Source organism: Asanoa sp. NPDC049475 (genome assembly GCF_040676915.1).
Lineage (GTDB): Bacteria > Actinomycetota > Actinomycetes > Mycobacteriales > Micromonosporaceae > Asanoa.
Map to the genome: position 1 here is coordinate 99,378 of NZ_JBFAPY010000011.1, position 18,669 is coordinate 118,046.

An 18,669-nucleotide genomic window follows, 5' to 3' on the forward strand; every position below is an offset into this window, starting at 1 on the left:
GGGTCCTCACACGCACGTCGGCAGGCCGTTGATGTTGTCGCCGTTGTCGAGGTTGAGCCAGGCGAACGGGATGTAGCGGGCGTTGCCCTTGAACGTGATCTGCACCCACCACGTGCTGGCCTTGTTGCCGTTGTACTGCACGGCCTTGATGTTGGTGCCGGCCTTCTTGCACCACGCCCCGTAGCGGGTGCCGTTGGTCGTGTCACCGACCGCCTCGCTGGCGACCTGTCGGGTGCCGGTGTAGACGCCGATGCCGTCGTCGCAGTACGTGCCGCCGCTGTCGTTGCAGGTGACGACCCCGTTGACCGCGGTGGTGGCCGCGTTGCGGGCGGGTTGGTCGACCTGGCCGGCGTTGTTGCGGGCCGAGGCCACGTAGGAGTAGGTCGTGCCCGCCCGCCACGCGTTGACCACGATCTCGCCGCAGGCGCGCCAGCCACTGGCCACCGAACGACCGCCGTACGAGATGGTGACCTGGCACTGCGCCGCGCTGCCGTTGTCGTTGACCGTCATGGGCACGGTGATCGTCGTCGACGAGACCCGGGCCGCGCCGAGCGTCACCGTCGGCTTCGCGATCGTGGTCGCGGTCGCGGTGTCGGAAGGACCTTCACCGGCCTCGTTGACCGCCAGCACCGTGGCCGTGGCCGCCCGGCCCTCCGGCAGGCCGGAGACCTTCTGCGTCGTCCCGGTCGTGCGCAGCGTCTGGCCGTTGACCGTCACCACGTATTCGGTGATGGGCCGGCCGTTGTCCGGCGGCGCACCCCAGCTCACGGTGATCGTGCCGGGCTCGTTGGGCGCGACGGCGTCGACGTTGAGCGGCATGTCGGGCACCGTGAACGGCACGACGGTGTCACTGGCCGGCGACGGCGTCGAGGCGGCGCCCTTGTCGCTGACGGCGACGACGGTGAACGCGTACTGCGTGCCGTAGTCGAGCTCGCCCTTGGCCACGATCAGCTCGGTCTTCGTGCTCTCGCCGGCCGGTGCGGTGGCCCCGGCCGTCGTCGCGGTCACCGCGTACTTCGCGATGCGGTTGCCCTGGCCGTTGGCCGCGGGCCAGCTCACCCGCACCGTGCCGTCGGGCCGGGCCTCGGCGGTGACGCTGGCCGGCGCGTCGGGCACCTCGGCGGTCGGCATCACCGGGTTGCTGCGCTTCGCGGGACCGGCACCCTTGCCGTTGACCGCGCGCACGGAGAACCGGTAGGTCTCGCCGTTGGTCAGACCCTTGATCTCGATGGAGCGCTGCCGCGCGCCCACCTCGACCGGCTGCGGGCCGCCCTCGACCACGTACTTCGTGATGGTCGAGCCGTTGTCGGAGGCCGCCCGCCAGCTCACCCGGGCCAGCTTGTCACCGGCCGTCGCCGAGACCGACCGCGGTGCGCTCGGCTTGGTGACGACGTCTTCCTTCACCGGCGGCGGCTTCGGCGGGTCCTTGGGCGGGTCGCCGCCCAGCACGTCGTCGGCGTACTTGTCGACCACCCGCACGTGGTGCTTGTCGTCGACGACCCGGGCCGTGGAGGAGTTCGGCGCGTTGATGAACAGGTAGTTCTCGCGGACCTCGAGCTCGAGCGGCCCGTTGGCGCCCTTGATCTCGATGGTGTCGACGAGCTGGCCACGCTCGTCGAAGACGTAGACAGCACCCGACCGCTCGTCGGCGCAGTAGTAACGCCCGGCCCAGGCCACCGCCGGCCGCAGCTCGGCGCCGTCGCCCGGCACCTTGAACTGGACGACCGGGCCGCCCTCGCCGACCACCACGACCTGCCGCCCGTCGGCCACGGTCACCGGCACCCGCGAGCCGTTGGTGCGCGGCGGCACCGCCCCGATGCCGGGCAGCTGGAGAACGACCTGGTGCTCACGGTCGCCGCGCACGGTGGTCAACGCGCCGGTGGTGCGGTCGAGCACCGCCACGCCGTCGTCCAAGGTGCTGACCGCGAGGTCGTGGCTCGGGTCGGCCACCGTCACGGTCTTGACCTGCGCGGGGCCGACCCCGCCGCCGGAACCGCCGGATCCGGGGTTGGACACGCCGACCAGCGCGGCGCCGGTCGGGAGTGGATCGGCCGGCGCGCTCGGCAGCGGTGCCGGGGTGATCGCGGACACCGTGCCCTCGCTGGGCACGGCGACCCAGAGCCGCCCGGCGCCGTCGAAGGTGCCGCCCGAGATGCCCGGTGGGTAGCGGACCGGCTCGCCGATCGGCACCAGCGAGCGCGGGTCGAGCTGGCGGACCACGCCCTGCGGCGCGTCGACCACGAAGGCCGCGTCGTCACGCATCGCGACGCTGACTCCGAGCCCGGAGGTCGTGCGGGTCGTCGCCATCACCTGCAGGGTTGCCAGGTCGAGCGAGCTGACCTGGCCGGTCGCGAGGTCGCGGAGGATCAGGAAGCGGTCGGTCTGCGTCACCTGCATCGGGTGGTTGACGGACTGCGCGACCGGGACCCGGGTGTCGACCCGGCCCGTGAGCCCGTTGACCCGTGCCACTTCGCTCTTGGCCCGGCTCCACAGCCAGGAGCTCGCGTCGTAGTTGGCCACCGCGTTGTCGGCCACCCCGAGCCCGAGCACGGTGAAGCCCATCGCCGCCACCAGCGCGATCACCACGCCGCCGGTCACCAGCCCGCCGCGCGGAATGCGCCGCTTCGGCTTGGCAAGCGCGGCGTCGAGCGCCTTGCCGAGATCTTCCGCTGCGCCGTCGGCGCCCGTCATGGTGCCGTTGTCTGTGGTGGCCACAGCCGGCTGCCCCTCCCCACCCGTGTGTCGGCGACGCTGGGCCGCCTGGCGTTCCTCCCCGAAGCCAGGGGCCATCATATGGGGCTGTCAATGGCGGTGGGCACCCGTTGTGGTCGGCTGTGGACAGTGTGCGTGTGCCCTGTGGACAACGGTGAGCGATCCTCGGATCACCGCTGGTCGCTCCAGTCGCGCGTACCGTCGGTGTGTTGTGGATTACCGTGGAGACTCGGCCGTGCGGGTGGTGCAGACCTGACCGGACGTCGCGTACTTGTCGGTCGAATAGACAGCCACCACCGTGAAGCAGTAGTCGATCTCGGTGCTGAGGCCATTCGCCAGATATCGGGTCGCACCGGGCTCGATCGTCGCCATCGCGCGAAGCTGAGTGCCGGACCGTCCAGCCGCGACGATGAACGGCACCGTCCCGGCGGTGGGGTCGGTCCAGGTGAGCAGGAGGGCGTCGCCGTCCTCGCGTACCGCCAGGTCAGTGGGCGGATCACCCCCGAGCGCCGGCCCGGTCGGGATGGGCGCGCCGGCGCTGAGCTCGGGCACCGCCCCGACCCGCGGCGGATCGGTCTCCTTGCGCAACACGACGGTCAACACGAGCAATGCGGCCACGACAGCCGCCGCGGCGGCGACGAACGCGGCCACCGTCGCACTGCGCCCCCGCGCCCGGTCCCGAGCCGCGGCGGCAGCCATCGGACCATGCAGGGATACGGGCGCCACCTCGACCGCCGCGGTAGGAGTGGCAGCAGCCCCGGACCGCTCCCCAAACGCCTGAGGCATCCTCGCGCGCGCGGGCTCCAACTCCTGCCCCCACGCAGCGGGTCCGCTCGCCCCGCCCGCACCCCATCCTCCCCCCGCACCCGACCCCAACGGAATGGCCGCGCCGTTGCCTCGCTGCGAGCCCGCGTTGCCAACCCACCCAGAAGCGTTGCCCGGTTGAGCGGGCGCAGCGTTGCCAGGTTGCGTGGCGGGCCACCCTGAGAGGTTGCCGGGCTGAGCCGGTGCGGCGTGGCCGGGTTGTGGCGGCGGCCAGCCGCCCGAGTTGCCCGGCTGCGCGGGCGGCATCGGCGTGGCGGTGCCCGGTTGGGAGGGCGACATCGATGCCGGCGTGGCGCCGCCCGGTCGCGCCGACGGATCGGCGGTGAAACCCGACCACCTGTTGCCTGCTGGTCCTGCGGCCTGACCACCCCGTGTGTCGGTGCTGGCCGGCGGGGGTGAGCTCGGTGCCGGCGAACCCCAGCCGAGCGCGGCGCCGGGCGGCGTCGAGCTGCGCTGGTCGCCTGACGCGCCCGGCGCGGATGGGTCCCGCGCGGGTAGGGCTCCGGACGCCGAATTGCCCATGTTCGACGTGGGCTCGTGACCCGGTCCTGACCTGCCAGTGTGGACTTCGTCCGACTGCCGCGCACCCTGCGTCGGCAGAGCCTGGGTCGGGGCGTCGATCGCAGCCCGGCTGGCCTCGGCGACGACACCGTCCTGCGGCGGGCCGAACACCCCGGGCGCGACCTCGCGCCCCGACCGCGACGGCGCCTCGCCGGGCGCGGTAGCCCACGGCGACGAAGGCCGCGTCCCACCGCCGGACTCCGGCGACGTGGCGGACGGACCTCCCGGCCGACCGCCATCGTGCGAGGAGACCACGGGCGGTGGGACCGCTGGGCCGGCCAGGTTGGCCGCACGAGGTTGAACCGTGGGCCATTCCCCGCCTGGTGCGGCAACCGCAGGGCTGGGCGGACCAGCTGGCCCGGCCTGGCCTGCGGGCCAATAACCGCCGGGAGGTGCGACCTGCGGACCGGTTGGGCTCGACGGAACCGCCTGACCGCCAGGAATCGGTCCAAAAGCTGGGGCGGGTGGACCGGCCGCGAAGCCCGGGGACGGCGGCACCGCTGGGCCAGGTGGACTCGCTGGCCAGCCACCGGCAGCCGAGCCGACCGGCCATCCGTTGCCCCCGGGCGGAAACGCCGGTGGGCGGCCACCTGGCGGCGGCGGCGGAGGTGGCGCGACCTCCGACTGCAAAGGCGGCAGCGGAGGCAGTTCGCCGCCGCTCGATGCCAGATAGTCCACCGCCGTCCGGACCATGTGATGGTCCTCACCGAACGCCGCGCGGCCGTGGGTGGCGACGCGGCCGAAGTTGCGGCGGGCCTCGTGGCGGTTGCCCAGCTCCTCGGCGACCGTGCCCAGGTCGAACGACAGCGCCAGCATCAGCGGGTGGGCCTCGCCCAGGTGCAGCTCGCCCGCCGCGATGGCTTCCTCCAGCACCCGGCGCGCGGCGGCCGGGTCGTCGGCCTCGCGGTGCAGCGTGGCCAGCGCGTGTTGGCCGCCGAGGAGTTCCGGATGGTCCTCGCCCAGCAGCGGGCGCGACGCGTCGATCGCGTCCTCGAGGATCGCGCGGGCGGTGTTCAGGTCGCCGGCGTCGCGCAGCGCCTGTGCCTGGCGGAGCGCGGCGGCGAGCGGGGAGGGCGACGACACGCCAGACACTCTGCCCTCGGCACCGCCCTGCGCGCTAGTCGTGTGGATGGCCGTGATCTGCTGGGTGAATGCTGCAGAGGTACGACCAGAGGAACGCCGACATCCGCTATTGGGTCAATGGTGTGCTGCGCCACCGCGACGAGCCCGGATTGTCGCCGTTCGACTCGGTTGTCCAGGGCGGCGACGCGGTCTGGGAAGGACTGCGGCTCTATGACGGCAGGATCTTCGCGCTCGACGCGCACCTGGCCCGCCTGAGGCGCTCGGCCAAAGCACTGAACTTCACCGACATTCCGTCCAACTCGGACATCACCCACGCCGTCGCTGAGACACTCAAGGCCAACGACATGCGCGACGGCGTACACGTGCGGCTGACCTTGACCCGCGGCATCAAGCTCACCAGCGGCATGGACCCGCGGCTGAACACGGTCGGCAGCACCCTGATCGTCCTGGCCGAGCACAAGCCGCCGGTGTACGACACGGCCGGCCTGACCCTGGTCACCGCCAGTGTCCGCCGGCCCGGCGCCGACGTGCTGGACCCGAAGATCCACCACGCGAACCTGCTCAACTCGATCCTGGCCAAGGTCGAGGCCAACGTGGCCGGGGCCGACGACGCGCTGATGCTCGACTCGCGCGGATTCGTGGCGGAGACCAACGCCACCCACCTGTTCGCCGTGGTCGACGGCGCCCTGGTCACCCCGCGTACCGTCGCCTGCCCTGAAGGCATCACCCGCGACACCGTGCTCGACCTCGCCCCGAAGGCCGGCATCGCCGTCACCGTCCGCGACGTCTCGCTGGTCGAGATGTACACCGCCGACGAGGTGTTCTGCACCGGCACGATGGGCGAGCTCGCCGCCGTGACCACGATCGACGGCCGGACGATCGGCAGCGGTGAGGTCGGCCCCGTCACCGCCAAGCTGTCCGCGATCTACCAGGCCCACGCCCGCGCGAACGGCACGCCCATAGGCTAAAGACGGTGGGCGGCCAGCTCGTCGTAGAACGGCTGTGCCGCCTCCACCAGATGCGCCAGGTGCTCCGGCACCTCGGCGGGCTCGTCGCGGTGCGGGGCGAAGCCCGTCGACCGCTCGACCGCCGCGTACCAGTGCGGCGCCCACACCCCGTCGCCCTCGTGCCGCCCCGCGGGCCAGCTCAGCATGGCCTCGTCGAACTCGATGCCCAGCTCCGCGCAGAGCTGGCGCAGTTGGCCGGCCGGGTCGCGGAGCAGCGAGGCGGAGTCGAGCACGGGACCGCCATGCGCACGGAAGATCTCCACCTGCTGCGGGTAGCCCAGGTCTTCGAGGGTCGGCGTGCCGCGCACCTTCGCGTACGAGGCGACCACGTGCGCCGGGTCGCGAATCAGGAAGGCGTTGGTCACCTGGCCCAGCCACATCCGACCGGCCTCGCGCAGCAGGTGGTGGGCCATGTGCTTCTCGAACTGGACCGACCGACCCGGCGGCAGCGGCCGGCGCAGCTCGTCGACCGCCTCGGACCAGTGGGTCGGTTGGCTGGCCAGGATCTCGGCGCGGCCGGGATGGTCGAGGCCGGTCGCCGCCAGGTAGAAGGCGTAGAGCGGCTCGTCGACGACCACGCAGTCGGGGCGCGAGCCGAAGCTGCGCATAAGCGCCGTCGAGACGTTGCGCGGCCCCGACCACATCGCTATCCGCGTCACGCCAACTCCCGCCGGTCCCTGCGCCAGTGCTGTTTCTTCTTCTCGTCGCGTACGACGATGCCCAGCGTGAGCAACTGCTCGCGGAGCATGGCCGCCTCGTCGTTCTTCCCCTTCTCCAACGCGGTGGCCCGGTCCATGAGCAGGCCGTGCGCCACGCCGGGCAGGTCGTCGTCGAGCCGGGTGTAGATCCGGAACTCGGCGCGGTGCGGGTCGCCGTCGGCCAGCCACGGATAGCCCTTGCCGGTGAACGCGTCCGCCACGGCGGCCTTCGAGAGGTCGGTCTTCTCGCGGGCCAGCTCGCGGGCCTCGCGGCCGAGCAGGACGAGCTCGTCGCGGTCGAAGAACACCGCGGTGACGTCGCCGCGGGCCGCCCGGCGCTCCTTGGCCTTGTCGCCACCGCGGGTCAGGGTGACCTCGCCCGGCCCGACCCGGACGACCAGCATGTCGGCGATCGCGAGGAAGGTGACGATCAGGCCGATCACCGCGCCGACGCCGACCGCGGCCAGCGTCGCCTGGGGGTCGGGCGCCTCGTCGATCCACCGGAAGACCGGTCGGAGCGGGGCGACCGGCAGCCCGGCGACCCAGCCCGAGGCCCAGTGGACCACCCAGCCGAGCCCGGCGCCGAGCAGGGGAAACAGCACCCAGTAGAGGACCCGCGCGCCCGGGTCGTCGACGACGGTCTCGTCGAAGGACGACTCGTTGGCGGTCACGCCGCCGATTGTGCCGGAAAGCCCGGCCCGGGCGCCGCCCCGTCCGATCAGGCCGGCGGCCCCGTCTCCAGCGGCGTGGTCGGCGAGTCCAGCCACGGGTGGATCAGCGTCTGGTCATTTCTCGGTCTCGCCCAGCAGGTCGCGGACCATCGGGGCGACCTTCGTGCCGTACAGCTCGATGTTGCGCATCACCGCGTCGTGCGGCACGCCGGCCAGGCCGTACTTGAGGTCGAACCGCACCGCGCCCAGCGTCGTGAGGGACTCGGCGATCTTGCGCGCCACCGTCTCCGGGGAGCCGACGTGCCAGGCGCCGTTCTCGATCTCGTGCCGCAACTGGTCGGCCGTCGGCGCCCGCCAGCCGCGCTGCTTCCCGATGCGGGTGAGCACGTCGAGGTAGTGGGGGAGGAGCTGCTCGTACGCCTCCTCGTCGGTGTCCGCGATGTGTCCTGGCGAGTGGATGCCGATCGGCATGGCCGGCTTCTCCAGCCGGCGCTCCGCCTCCCGGAACAGGTCCGCGAACGGTTTGAAGCGCTCGACCGGCCCGCCGATGATCGCCAACATCAGCGACATCCCGTACGTCGCGGTCCGGATCACGGACTTGGGGCTGCCGCCGACGCCGATCCAGGTCCGGATCGGCCCGCCCTCGGTGTGCGGCACCACGTCGGCGTCGACCAGCGGCGCGCGCAGGCGGCCGGACCAGGTGACCGGCTTCTCCTCGAGCAGGCGGGCGAACAGGTCGACCTTCTCCTCGAACAGTTCCTCGTAGTCGGCCAGGTCGTAGCCGAACAGCGGGAACGAGTCGATGCTCGACCCGCGACCGAGGATCACCTCGGCCCGGCCGTCGGAGAGCGCGTGCAGCGTCGCGTACCGCTGGTAGACCCGCACCGGGTCGTCGGAGCTCAGCACCGTCACGGCGGAGCCCACCCGGATGCGCCTCGTCCGGGCCGCGATCGCCGCCATCACCAGGTCGGGCGCGGACAGCGGCATGTCGAACGTGTGGTGCTCGCCGATGCCGAAGAAGTCGAGGCCGACCCGGTCGGCGAGCACGGCGTGCTCGACCAGCCCCCGGATGGTTTCGGCGTGGCTGACCGGTTTGCCGTCGTTGTCGGAGAGGACGTCACCGAACGTGTCGAGACCCAATGAATATTTGCTCACGCGACGAGGTTGCATCGGGGTAGCGACGGCGACCACGCCCTGCGCTGGGTACCCACGGCAGGGGACGGCACCGGCGTCGTCGCGGAGGGGATGATCAGGTCCATGAGCAGCGAACTCGGCGACTTCCTGCGCTCGCGCCGGGCGGCCCTGACGCCGGCTTCGACGGGGATCCGGACATACGGCACGGCGCGGCGGGTGCCGGGCCTGCGCCGCGAGGAGGTGGCCCAGCTCGCGGGCGTGAGTGTGAACTACTACACCCGGATCGAGCAGGGCGAAAGCCACCAGATGTCCGACTCGGTGCTGGACGCGCTGGCGGGCGCGCTGCGCCTGGACGAGGCCGAGCGGCTGCATCTCGTGCGCCTGGCCCGCCCGGCGGCGGTGCCCCGTCGTCCCGCTGGTCCGGAGACGGTGCGGCCGTCTGTGCTCGCGCTGGCCGAGAGCACGGTCGACCAGGCGGTGATCGTCGTCGGGCGGCGCTCGGACCTGCTCGGCGGCAACCGGCTGGGCTTCGCGCTGCTGGGCCTGGGGTTCGACGAGCGCCCGAACATGGCGCGCCAGATGTTCCTGGAGCCGGCGATGCGCGACCTGATCGTGGAATGGGAGCGCGAGGCCCACAACACGGTCGCCTACTTGCGCAACGCGTCCAGCGACGCCCCCGACGACCCGCTGCTGGCCGAGCTCGTCGGCGACCTGAGCATCCGCAGCGCCGAGTTCGCCCGGATCTGGGCGACCCACCCGGTGGCGGAGTGCCTGCACTCGACGCGGGAGTGGGACCACCCGCTGGTCGGCCGGCTCACGCTCAACGAGGAGAGCCTGCGCCTGCCGGACGACCCGGGCCAACGCATCATCTTCAACGGAGCCGCGGCGGGCTCCCCGTCCGCGGAACGCCTGCGCCTGCTGTCGTCTCTGGCCACCGCCCCGGACGAGCCGTAGTCTGTCGGTTGTGGACGGTGTCGCCCGGCTGCTCGCGACGATGGGCGGGCCGGGCTATCCAGCCGCGCTGAAAGACTTCCTGCTGCTCGACGACGACGCGTGCGCGGACCTGCTCGCGGTGGCCGAAGGCGCCGTGCCCCTGCCGCCGACGGGCGCACCGGGCGCCCACCCGATCGAGGTCGTGGAAGACGCGTCGGAAAGCGTGCGGTCCGCGGCCCGCCAGTGGCCGAAACGCTTCGAAGCGGTCGTCTCCGCGAGCCCGAAGCTCCGCCGCGACACCAACGTGATCCGGGCGCTGGCCTCACTGCGGACCCCGACCTCCGAGGCGATCCTGCTCGAAGCGGCGCAGGTGCGGGAGGCAGGCAACGGCTACCTGCGTGCCGTGGCGGTGGCAAGCCTGGTCGAGCGGCGCAGCCGCGCGTTGACCGCCTTGCTGCCGCGGCTACTCGGCGACCGCCACGAAGCGGCCCGACAGGCGGCGTTGGACGCGGCACACCGTTTCGGGGACGCCCGCTCTCTGCCGGCCCTGCACCGCATAGCCACCAACCCCCGCCGCAAACCCTGGGAACGAGCCAAAGCCGCCGGCGCGATCACAAAGATCAACCGAAGAACGGGCTGATGACTCGGGTCCGCGATGGTCCAGACCGTTCCTCCCGCGAGAGACCGTCGCGGCGTTCGCTTACCTTGGTTTCGTGAGCGCGTCGAGCGATCCTGCGGACGATCTCGGCCCGGTTCGGCCTGAGGTGGCGGCGAAGGTTGCCGGCGTGTTCGCTGCCGTCGGTTCTCATAGGTTTTCCGACGTACTCGAGCGTTTCCTGCGCCTGGACGACGATGCCTGCACCGCCTTGCTCGTGGTCCTGGCCGTCGACGCCGAGGGACCGAGCAGCGCGCCCGGCGCACACCCGATGCGGGTTTCCGAAGACACCGGTCTTCTCCTGGCCCGCGCGGTCGAGCGATGGCCGGCCCGCTTCGAGGCCGTCGTGGCGGGGAGCCAGGTGTTGCGCCGCAACAGTCTGGTGATCCGCGCGTTGAGCCGGTTGCGGACCCCGACCGTCGAGGCCATCCTGGTCGACGCCGCCGGCGCAGGCGAGGATCACGTGCGCGCCGCGGCGTTGGACGGCCTGCTCGCCCGGCACAGCGCGGCGATCACCGGCCTGCTGCCGACGCTGCTCGGCTATCCCTACGGTGCCGCCCGGGCGGCGGCGCTGGGCGCCGCCCCGGACTACGGCGACCTGAACACGCTGCCGATCCTGCGCTGGATCGCCGGCAGCCGGCGTTGCAAACCGTGGGATCGCGAGAAGGCCAGCCAGGCGATCGAGGCCATCAGCCTGCGACTGGGCCGATGATGCCGGCCGAAGACGCTGTCGATCCTGGGTTGGATCGCCGGCAGGCCATCAGTCTCCCGGTCTGAGAGTGTCCCGCGACGGGGCTGGCAGCGCAGCGAAGCGGAGCGGTCTCTCGCGGGAGGAACGGTCCGGACCACGGCGAACCCGAGTCATGAATTCTTGCTCCTGCTCGGCCACCACCAGTTGACGCGGCCGAAGGCGGCGACGAGGGCTGGGGTCAGGACGCCTCGGACGATGGTGGCGTCCAGGGCGATGCCCAGCGCCAGCGTCGTCGCGAAGATCTTCACGTCGACTACCGGCACCGTCGACAGGGCGATGAAGGCCAGCACCAGGATCAGCGCCGCCGACGTCACCAGGCGGCCCGTGTAGCCGATGCCGTGGATCGTTGCCTCGTCCGTCGACAGGCCCGCGTCGTGGCCCTCGCGGATTCTGGACAGGATGAAGACCTCGTAGTCCATCGACAGTCCGAAGAGGAACGAGAACGCCGCGATCGGGACCCATACCGTGATCGAGCCGCTCGACTCCGTGCCGAACAGGGCCTCGCTGCCGTGGCCGTCCTGCCAGATCCAGACCGTCAGGCCGTACGCCGCCGCGATCGAGACCACGTTCAGGAGCAGGGCCTTGATCGGCAGCCAGATCGAGCGGAGCGCCCGCGCGAGCAGGGCGAAGGTGATCACCACGACCAGGGCCAGCACCCACCAGCTGTCGCCGTAGATCGCCTCTACCGCGTCCGCGTCCTGTGCCGCGGTGCCGCCCACCTCGCCCGGTGCGGCCTCGCGGACCCGGGCGACGGTCTCCGCGCCCGCCGGCGTCGCCGGGTCGTCCGTCAGCAGCACCGGGAGCAGCCGCTCGTCGCCGGCCGTCCAGCCCGGGCCGGTCGGATGGACCACCGTCCACACACCTTCGACGTCGGCCAGCCCGTCGGCCGCCGCCGGGTCCGTCGTGATCAGCTCGACCGGTCGCAGGGCGCCCACCGCGCCCGCGTCCACGAGGTTCCGGTAGCCGACCGCCGCCGGGCTGTCGCCGCCCGCGATCGCGCCCAGTTCCGGAGAGCCGAGCCGGAGGCCGAAGACCGGCAGGGCCAGCACGATCAGCGCGGCGGTGGCCAACGCGGCCGAGACCCAGCGGTGCCGCACGACGAACCGGCCGACCGACAGCCAGGCCCGGCTCTCCGTCTTCGGTAGCCGCCGTCGCGGCCACTCCAGGCGAGGGCCGACCGAGGCCAGCAGCGCGGGCAGCAGCGTCATCGCGACCAGCACGCTGACCAGCGGGATCAGCAGGCCGCCCAGGCCGACGCTGCGCAGGAAGGGCAGCGGCAGCACGATCAGCGCGAGCAGCGAGATCGCCACGGTCACGCCGCTGAAGACGACCGCGCGGCCGGCGGTGGCCATCGCCGTGCGTACCGCCTGCTCGTTGTCGGCGCCTCCCGCGCGTTCCTCGCGCCAGCGCATGATCAGCAGCAGCGCGTAGTCGATGGCGACGCCGAGGCCGATCAGCCCGACCAGGTACTGCACGATGAACGACACGTCGAGGCCCGCCGTCAGCGCCAGCACCAGCAGGAACGTGGTGGTGATGGCGACGGCGGCCATCAGCAGCGGTACGAGCGCCAGCACCGAGCCGAACGCCAGCGCCAGCACGACCAGGGCGCCGCCCGCGCCCAGCGCGATCTCGACGATGATCGGGCGGTCGGAGCCACCGCCGCTCTCGTTGAGCGGGTCGACGCCGGTCACCAGCGGCTGAGCGCCGCCGACGGTGACGCCCGCGAGGGCGCCTTCGAGCTGGGGGAGGGCGGCCGCGTACGGGCCGGGTCCCGGTGTGAACGGCGGGTAGACCAGGGCGAAGGCCGTGCGGTCGCGGATGAACGGCGCCGGGTCGGCGACGTCGAGCGGTGACGCGACCCGCCAACCGGGGCGCTGGAGGCGACCGAACGCGGTGGCCAACTCGTCGCGTACGCCCGGATCGGTGAAGCTCCGGCCCTCGGGCAGCGTGACGGTGACGACCAGCGGGTCCACGTTGCCGCCGCCACCGCCGAAGGTGTCCTGGATCTTCAGGTTCGCCTCGTACGCGGGCTGGCCCGGAAAGCTGAACTCGTAGCTGAGCCGGTCGATCGCCTTGGGCGCCAGGGCGCCGCCGACGATCGCGAGCACCAGCCAGCCGAGCATGACGAGCCGTCGGTGCCGCAGGATCCGGTCGGTCCACATCGCAAGCCGCTCCCGGGTCAGGGGTATAAGGAGCCTTATAGTTAGCCGAGACCATACGCTACGAAACATGGAGTTCGACGACGACGCGGTCGTCCCGTGGACGGTGGTGCGAGCCAGCCACGCGCTCAGCCGCGTCTTCACGGCTCAACTGGCCGAGGTCGGGCTCAAGCCGCACCTGTTCGGCATCCTGGCGACGCTGAGCCGCAACCCGGGGATGTCGTCGGCCGAGCTGGCCCGCCAGGTGCGGGTCACGCCGCAGAGCATGGGCTCGCTGTTGCGTGGTCTCGTCGCCGACGGGCTGGTCGACCATCCCGAGCCGCGGCGCGGTCAGCCGCTGTCGATCAGCCTCACGCCTGCGGGTCACGAGCTGCTCGGCCGTGCCTGGCCCGTGATCGCCCGGATGAACCGCCCGGCGGCGCTGGGCCTGACCGCGGCCGAGGCGGCCCAGCTCAACGCGCTCCTGCACCGGGTGCTGGCGGCCACGGACTAGGTTCGGGCCGGTGCGGGTGAGACGAGGAACGGCCACCGACGCGGCGGCGCTGGCCGGCCTGCGGTGGCGGCTGGTGACCGAAGAGGGCGACTACCGAGGGACCGACCGCGACGACTATCTGGCGCACATGGCGGACTGGCTCGCCTCGCATCGCGAGTCGCACCTTCCGTTCCTGGCCGAGGACGACGACCGGGCGGTCGGGATGGCCTGGCTGATGGTGGCCGAACGGGTCCCCACTCCGCGCGGGCGAAGCCGGTGGAGTGGGGACATCCAAGCGGTGTACGTGGTCCCGGAGCTCCGCGACGGCGGTGTCGGCGGGCTGCTCATGGCGGCGGTGCTGGCCGAGGCCCGCACGCTCGGCCTGGAGCACGTGACGGTGCACTCCAGCGACCGTGCGGTTCCGTTCTATCAACGGGTCGGCTTCGCCCACGACCGCACGCTGCTCTACTGGACCCCCTAGGGGTGTCTCGTGGATCAGGCCGGCACCCCGCCTGGACCTCGCCAGGGCACCACCCTGATCCACGAGACACCCCTAGCCCGCGTGGGCCGCCAGGAACGTGTCCACGTCGGACTCGATCGTGCCGAGCATGTCCCAGCCGTGCAGGCGGCTGTCCTTCAGCTCGATCAGCTTCTTGTCGGTGGCCGCGACCGCGTCGAAGAAGCCCTGGTCGCCGTCGCCGCAGAAGGCTGACGGGTCCTCGTCGGCGCAGGCGAACAGCAGCGGCACCTTGATCGCCTCGGCGGCGTCGCCCGGCGTGGTCGGCGTGCTGGCGGCGGCCACGAAGGTCGGGTCGTGCGCCGAGAGCGACACCACCGCGTCCACGTCGGTCTCCGGATGCGCGGCGGCGACCAGCGCGATCGCGGCGCCCCGCGACGCGCCGACCAGCTGTACGGTGCTCGCGCCGGAGCGGCGTAGCTCGGCCACCGCGGCCGGCACGTCCGTCGCTGGCTCCGGGCCGCCGCACTCGCTGAGGCCGTCGCAGCGTTGGTCGAAGGCGAGCACCTGGTAGCCCTCGCCCGCCCAGCGCTGGGCCTGCGGGAACCAGCCGCACAGGTCGCTGCCGAGCTGGTGCACCAGGACCAGTCCGCGCGGGCCGGTGCCGAACCGGGCGGCGGCCAGCTCCACGCCGTCGCTGGTGGTCAGCACGACCTTGGCGACGTCGCCGGAGCCGCCGCAGCGCTCCGCGGGTGCGGGCGCCTCGTCGGCGGTGGACGGTGGGGTCGGTGGAACGTCGTCGCCGCTGCTGCCGCAGGCGCCAGCGGACGCGACCGTCAGAACAGCGCAGCACAGCAGGGCCGCCAAGCGGCGTGGGAGCGCTTCCATGCGCGCGAGTCTATCGTGGACAGACGCGCGTCATCGCCCCGTTCTCAGTCGGATATCCGCGCGAGATCGTGCAGGATGCGGCCCAGGTGGTCGCGGTCGGCGGGCGACAGGGAGCCGAAGAAGCGCTCGGACTCGGCCGTACGCGCGGTGCGGATCGCCGTCGCGGTGGACGTGCCGTCGGGCGTCAGGGCGACCAGCGTCGCCCGGCGGTCGGCCGGGTCGGGGTGACGCTCGACCAGCCCGCGGCGCTCGAGGTCGTCGACCACCTCGGTGGTCGAGCGGGGCGCGATGTGCAGCTTCTCGGCCAGGTCGCCGAGGCGCAGCGGGCCGTGGTCGACCAGGACGTTGATCGCCCGCCACTGGGCCGGCGTCACCTCCCAGGGCGCCATCGTCTCCCGATTGAGGTGCCGCAACCGCCGGGCCACGCCCCAGAACGCCTCGGAGAGGCTCTCCCCCTGGTCCACGCGGAATACCGTACCAACTGATCTGGTTGTAACCTCATGTTGAGGGAACCTCAGCAATGCACACGTGGGAGGAAAACCGGACCTTGCCTTCGTACGAACGTGGCCGACGCCCCAGCGAGGCCGAAAAGACCCAGGCGCGACAGGTGTCGCTGCGCCGGATCGGGCGGCTCTTCACGCCGTACCGCTGGCCCCTGGGCATTGTCACTTTGATCATCATCGTCTCGTCGATCATCGCGATGGCGTCGCCGTTCCTGTTGCGCGCCGTGATCGACCAGGCATTGCCGCAACAGAACCTGCGGCTGCTGGTCTGGCTGGTGATCGGCATGATCGGCGTCGCCGCCGCCACCGCCGCCCTCGGGGTCGTCCAGACCTGGATCTCGACCTCCGTCGGGCAGAGGGTGATGCACGCGCTGCGCACCAGCGTCTTCGGCCACCTGCACCGGCAGTCGGTCGGCTTCTTCACACGGACGCGCACCGGTGAGGTGCAGTCCCGGATCACCAACGACATCGGCGGCATGGAGGCCGTGGTCACCACGACCGCCACCTCGATCGCGTCGAACCTCACCACCACCATCGCCACCATGGCCGCGATGGTCGCGCTCTCCTGGCAGCTGTCCCTGGTCTCCCTGGTGGTGCTGCCCCCGGCGATCTACCTGACCCGCCGGGTGGCCCAGATGCGCCGCACGATCACCGAGCAGCGCCAGCGGGAGCTCGCCGACCTCAACGTCACCATCGAGGAGGGCCTCTCGGTCAGCGGCGCGCACCTGTCGAAGACGCTGTCCACCGGTGCCGCGCTGGTCGACCGGTTCACCGCGTCGTCGCGCCGGCTGATCGACCTGGAGCTGCGCTCGGAGCTCGCCGGCCGCTGGCGGATGGCCTCGATGAGCATCATCTTCGCCGCGATCCCGGCGCTGATCTACCTGAGCGCCGGACTGCCGTTCACCTCCGGTGCCCTGAGCATCGGCACGCTGGTCGCCTTCACCGCGTTGCAGTCCGGCCTGTTCCGGCCGCTGATGGGCCTGCTCAACGTCGGCGTCACGCTGACCAGCTCGCTGGCCCTGTTCGCGCGGATCTTCGAGTACCTGGACCTGCCGGTCGAGGTCGACGACCCGGCGACGCCCGTGCGGCTGGACCGCGTCGAGGGGCACCTGCGTCTGGAGGACGTCAGCTTCACGTACCCCGGGAGCTCGGTTCCCGCCGTGTCCGGCGTGACGCTCGACGTGCCGGCCGGGACGTCTCTGGCGCTGGTCGGCGAGACCGGTTCCGGGAAGAGCACCCTCGCGAGCCTGGTCGCCCGGTTGTACGACCCGACCTCCGGCCGCGTGACGATCGACGGCGTCGACGTGCGTGACCTGCGGCTGGCCGATCTGGCCGGGATCGTCGGTGTGGTCAGCCAGGAGACCTACCTGCTGCACACCACGATCCGGGAGAACCTGCGGTACGCGAAGCCGTCGGCGACCGATGCCGAGTTGGAGACGGCCGCGCGGGCCGCGCAGATCCACGACGTGATCGCCGGGCTCCCGGACGGCTACGACACCATGGTCGGCTCGCGTGGGCACCGGTTCTCCGGTGGGGAGAAACAGCGCATCGCGATCGCGCGTACGCTGCTGCGCGATCCGAAGATCCTGGTGCTCGACGAGGCGACCAGCGCGCTCGACACCGAGACGGAACGGGCCGTGCAGCGCGCGTTCGACCAGCTCGCCCGCGGCCGCACCACGGTGATGATCGCGCACCGCCTCTCGACGATCCGCGACGCGGACCAGATCGTGGTGGTCGACCACGGCCGGATCCTGGAGTCGGGCACGCACGAGACGCTGGTCGACTCGGCCGGCCGGTATGCGGCGCTGGCCGCCTAGGTCTCCGCTGGCCGCCTAGGTCTCCTCGTAGCGGGTGGGCGGGAACGGGTTGTCCGCGCTGAGCGGGCGGGTCTCGTCCTCGTCCTCCTGGCGCGCGGCGACGCCCTCGATGTCCTCGACCAGCGCCGAGTCGCTCAGGTCGGTGGGCACGGGCTCGTCGGTGGCCGGTGGCACGTCGTCGGGGTCGTAGTCGGACGTCCCGGCGTCGACCCGCTCCTCCGCGGTGCGGCGCGCCAGCTCGTCGTCGTCGAGCCGCTGCGGCGCGCCACCGTGGAACCGCCGGTCCCGCTGGCCCTCGGCCGCCTCGGTGGTGAAGTCCTCTTCCCTAGCCATCCATCCAGTCTTACCCCGGCCGCGGCTGGTTTGCCGGCTTTCAGAGCGGGTCGAGGCCGGCCGCGCGCAGGTTAGAGACGGCGTCGCCGACCTCCAGCTCGCTCGGCGCGGGAATGGGCACCCTCGGCGTCCCACCCGACTGCCCGTACGCCCTCCTGATGGCCTTGATCAGTCCCAACGGGGTCTTCCCCTCGCGCAACAAGGACCCGTGCGCGAACTCGCCCGCCGCCATGATCCAACCGAGCCGCTTCTGCGCGTCGTGCCACTGTCCTTTCTCGACGGCGACGAAGAACTCGTGCAGGTACGGCTGGCGCGGCGTCTGCAGGAAGAGCGCGCGGCTCGACCCCATCACGACGTCGGGCGCGACCTCGGGATAGAGCATGCGGGCGACCAGGAAGTACTCCTCGACGGGGCTGGTCACCATGACGTCCCGGCCGACCGCCTCCAGCGTCTCCAGGAAGACGTCGAGCCGCACCGCGCCGTCGAGCAGCAGCGCGATCTGCGGCCGTTGCGCCAGCTCGCGCAGCAGCGGCAGGTCCATCTCGTACCCGATCTCGGACAGGCTGGTGTTGTAGAACCCGAACGGCGCGGGCACCCGGCCGAGCACGTAGTCGAAGAAGGCCAGCACCCCGCCGTGCCCGCGTGGTCCGAAGAACGGCGGCCAGAGCATGATCATGCCGGCGCCGGACTCGGCCGCGTGCGTCGCGAGCTCGGCCGCGTCGTCGGGCGCGGTGTGCGTGGCCGACACCGCGACCGGGACCCGGCCCGCGACGGCGTCGAGCACGATCTCGGTCAGACGCTTGCGCTCGGCCACCGTCAGCAGCCAGAACTCCTGCCAGACGGAGCCCACGTAGAGGCCGCCGACGCCGGGGAGGCTCAGCGTGTACTCGACGTCGTTGCGCACCGCCGCCTCGTCGATCGCACCCGAGTCCGTGTACGGGGTGAACATCACCGGGATGTAGCCGGACAGGTTGGTCCGGGCCCACCGTTTCTCCTCGGTCAACGGACGC

General features: G+C 72.0%; 17 protein-coding genes. 7 read left to right on the forward strand and 10 right to left on the reverse strand.

Annotation, left to right across the window (positions count from 1 at the left end):
- Positions 1-6 precede the first annotated feature (6 nt).
- Both AB0J88_RS35735 and AB0J88_RS35740 read right to left on the reverse strand, forming a co-directional pair.
- Positions 7-2,691 carry a fibronectin type III domain-containing protein gene (locus tag AB0J88_RS35735; protein ID WP_364355328.1) on the reverse strand — a complete coding sequence of 895 codons (2,685 nt, stop codon included), beginning with the start codon at positions 2,689-2,691 and terminating at the stop codon, positions 7-9.
- A 237-nt stretch (positions 2,692-2,928) separates the two neighbouring features.
- On the reverse strand, positions 2,929-5,181 hold the full coding sequence (locus AB0J88_RS35740; protein WP_364355061.1) for a tetratricopeptide repeat protein: 2,253 nt from the start codon (positions 5,179-5,181) through the stop codon (positions 2,929-2,931).
- 68 nt (positions 5,182-5,249) lie between these two features.
- Between AB0J88_RS35740 and AB0J88_RS35745 the strand changes: the two genes are divergently transcribed.
- Positions 5,250-6,149 carry an aminotransferase class IV gene (locus AB0J88_RS35745; RefSeq protein WP_364355058.1) on the forward strand — a complete coding sequence of 300 codons (900 nt, stop codon included), beginning with the start codon at positions 5,250-5,252 and terminating at the stop codon, positions 6,147-6,149.
- On the opposite strand, the gene AB0J88_RS35750 is transcribed toward AB0J88_RS35745, so the two are convergent.
- From AB0J88_RS35750 to AB0J88_RS35760, 3 genes are all read right to left on the reverse strand, one after another.
- Entirely contained in the window at positions 6,146-6,847 is a 702-nt protein-coding gene (locus AB0J88_RS35750; RefSeq protein ID WP_364355055.1) for an HAD family hydrolase, read from the reverse strand. The two genes, AB0J88_RS35745 and AB0J88_RS35750, sit on opposite strands and share 4 nt — an antisense overlap.
- Positions 6,844-7,557 (reverse strand): hypothetical protein, encoded by a 714-nt coding sequence (locus tag AB0J88_RS35755; RefSeq protein ID WP_364355052.1) that lies wholly within the window; start codon positions 7,555-7,557, stop codon positions 6,844-6,846. The genes AB0J88_RS35750 and AB0J88_RS35755 overlap by 4 nt, the downstream gene beginning before the upstream one ends.
- Positions 7,558-7,671: 114 nt before the next feature.
- Positions 7,672-8,712: an Atu2307/SP_0267 family LLM class monooxygenase gene (locus AB0J88_RS35760; RefSeq protein WP_364355049.1), complete on the reverse strand. Its 1,041-nt coding sequence runs from the start codon at positions 8,710-8,712 to the stop codon at positions 7,672-7,674.
- Between the two features lie 102 nt (positions 8,713-8,814).
- Between AB0J88_RS35760 and AB0J88_RS35765 the strand changes: the two genes are divergently transcribed.
- The 3 genes from AB0J88_RS35765 (at position 8,815) to AB0J88_RS35775 (ending at position 10,991) form a co-directional block, all read left to right on the forward strand.
- Positions 8,815-9,645 carry a helix-turn-helix transcriptional regulator gene (locus tag AB0J88_RS35765; protein WP_364355046.1) on the forward strand — a complete coding sequence of 277 codons (831 nt, stop codon included), beginning with the start codon at positions 8,815-8,817 and terminating at the stop codon, positions 9,643-9,645.
- A 10-nt stretch (positions 9,646-9,655) separates the two neighbouring features.
- On the forward strand, positions 9,656-10,264 hold the full coding sequence (locus AB0J88_RS35770) for a HEAT repeat domain-containing protein (protein WP_364355043.1): 609 nt from the start codon (positions 9,656-9,658) through the stop codon (positions 10,262-10,264).
- Between the two features lie 145 nt (positions 10,265-10,409).
- The gene (locus AB0J88_RS35775; protein ID WP_364355040.1) at positions 10,410-10,991 is read left to right on the forward strand and encodes a hypothetical protein; all 582 of its coding nucleotides are present in this window, start codon (positions 10,410-10,412) and stop codon (positions 10,989-10,991) included.
- A 149-nt stretch (positions 10,992-11,140) separates the two neighbouring features.
- Here AB0J88_RS35775 and AB0J88_RS35780 read toward each other — a convergent pair whose 3' ends face one another.
- Positions 11,141-13,192: an MMPL family transporter gene (locus AB0J88_RS35780; RefSeq protein WP_364355037.1), complete on the reverse strand. Its 2,052-nt coding sequence runs from the start codon at positions 13,190-13,192 to the stop codon at positions 11,141-11,143.
- A gap of 67 nt (positions 13,193-13,259) precedes the next feature.
- Here AB0J88_RS35780 and AB0J88_RS35785 point away from each other — a divergent pair, with 67 nt between their 5' ends.
- Positions 13,260-13,682 (forward strand): MarR family winged helix-turn-helix transcriptional regulator, encoded by a 423-nt coding sequence (locus tag AB0J88_RS35785; RefSeq protein WP_364355034.1) that lies wholly within the window; start codon positions 13,260-13,262, stop codon positions 13,680-13,682.
- 10 nt (positions 13,683-13,692) lie between these two features.
- The gene (locus AB0J88_RS35790; protein ID WP_364355031.1) at positions 13,693-14,142 is read left to right on the forward strand and encodes a GNAT family N-acetyltransferase; all 450 of its coding nucleotides are present in this window, start codon (positions 13,693-13,695) and stop codon (positions 14,140-14,142) included.
- A 72-nt stretch (positions 14,143-14,214) separates the two neighbouring features.
- On the opposite strand, the gene AB0J88_RS35795 is transcribed toward AB0J88_RS35790, so the two are convergent.
- Both AB0J88_RS35795 and AB0J88_RS35800 read right to left on the reverse strand, forming a co-directional pair.
- Complete coding sequence (locus AB0J88_RS35795; RefSeq protein ID WP_364355028.1) at positions 14,215-15,006, reverse strand: alpha/beta hydrolase; 792 nt, start codon at positions 15,004-15,006, stop codon at positions 14,215-14,217.
- A 44-nt stretch (positions 15,007-15,050) separates the two neighbouring features.
- Positions 15,051-15,470 (reverse strand): MarR family transcriptional regulator, encoded by a 420-nt coding sequence (locus tag AB0J88_RS35800; protein WP_364355025.1) that lies wholly within the window; start codon positions 15,468-15,470, stop codon positions 15,051-15,053.
- 56 nt (positions 15,471-15,526) lie between these two features.
- On the opposite strand from AB0J88_RS35800, the gene AB0J88_RS35805 reads away from it, so the two are divergent.
- Positions 15,527-17,326, forward strand: coding sequence for an ABC transporter ATP-binding protein (locus AB0J88_RS35805; RefSeq protein ID WP_364355023.1), 1,800 nt, complete (start codon positions 15,527-15,529; stop codon positions 17,324-17,326).
- A gap of 15 nt (positions 17,327-17,341) precedes the next feature.
- Here AB0J88_RS35805 and AB0J88_RS35810 read toward each other — a convergent pair whose 3' ends face one another.
- On the reverse strand, positions 17,342-17,659 hold the full coding sequence (locus AB0J88_RS35810) for a hypothetical protein (protein ID WP_364355021.1): 318 nt from the start codon (positions 17,657-17,659) through the stop codon (positions 17,342-17,344).
- A 40-nt stretch (positions 17,660-17,699) separates the two neighbouring features.
- Positions 17,700-18,662: a dihydrodipicolinate synthase family protein gene (locus tag AB0J88_RS35815; protein ID WP_364355018.1), complete on the reverse strand. Its 963-nt coding sequence runs from the start codon at positions 18,660-18,662 to the stop codon at positions 17,700-17,702.
- Positions 18,663-18,669: the final 7 nt, after the last annotated feature.

What these genes read in the sequence shown, in the direction of transcription:
- AB0J88_RS35735 (WP_364355328.1), bottom strand. Translation starts at nt 2,691, where the DNA reads ATGACGGGCGCCGACGGCGCAGCGGAAGATCTCGGCAAGGCGCTCGAC.
- AB0J88_RS35745 (WP_364355058.1), top strand. Translation starts at nt 5,250, where the DNA reads ATGCTGCAGAGGTACGACCAGAGGAACGCCGACATCCGCTATTGGGTC.
- AB0J88_RS35765 (WP_364355046.1), top strand. Translation starts at nt 8,815, where the DNA reads ATGAGCAGCGAACTCGGCGACTTCCTGCGCTCGCGCCGGGCGGCCCTG.
- AB0J88_RS35780 (WP_364355037.1), bottom strand. Translation starts at nt 13,192, where the DNA reads ATGTGGACCGACCGGATCCTGCGGCACCGACGGCTCGTCATGCTCGGC.
- AB0J88_RS35785 (WP_364355034.1), top strand. Translation starts at nt 13,260, where the DNA reads ATGGAGTTCGACGACGACGCGGTCGTCCCGTGGACGGTGGTGCGAGCC.
- AB0J88_RS35795 (WP_364355028.1), bottom strand. Translation starts at nt 15,006, where the DNA reads ATGGAAGCGCTCCCACGCCGCTTGGCGGCCCTGCTGTGCTGCGCTGTT.
- AB0J88_RS35805 (WP_364355023.1), top strand. Translation starts at nt 15,527, where the DNA reads ATGCACACGTGGGAGGAAAACCGGACCTTGCCTTCGTACGAACGTGGC.
- AB0J88_RS35810 (WP_364355021.1), bottom strand. Translation starts at nt 17,659, where the DNA reads ATGGCTAGGGAAGAGGACTTCACCACCGAGGCGGCCGAGGGCCAGCGG.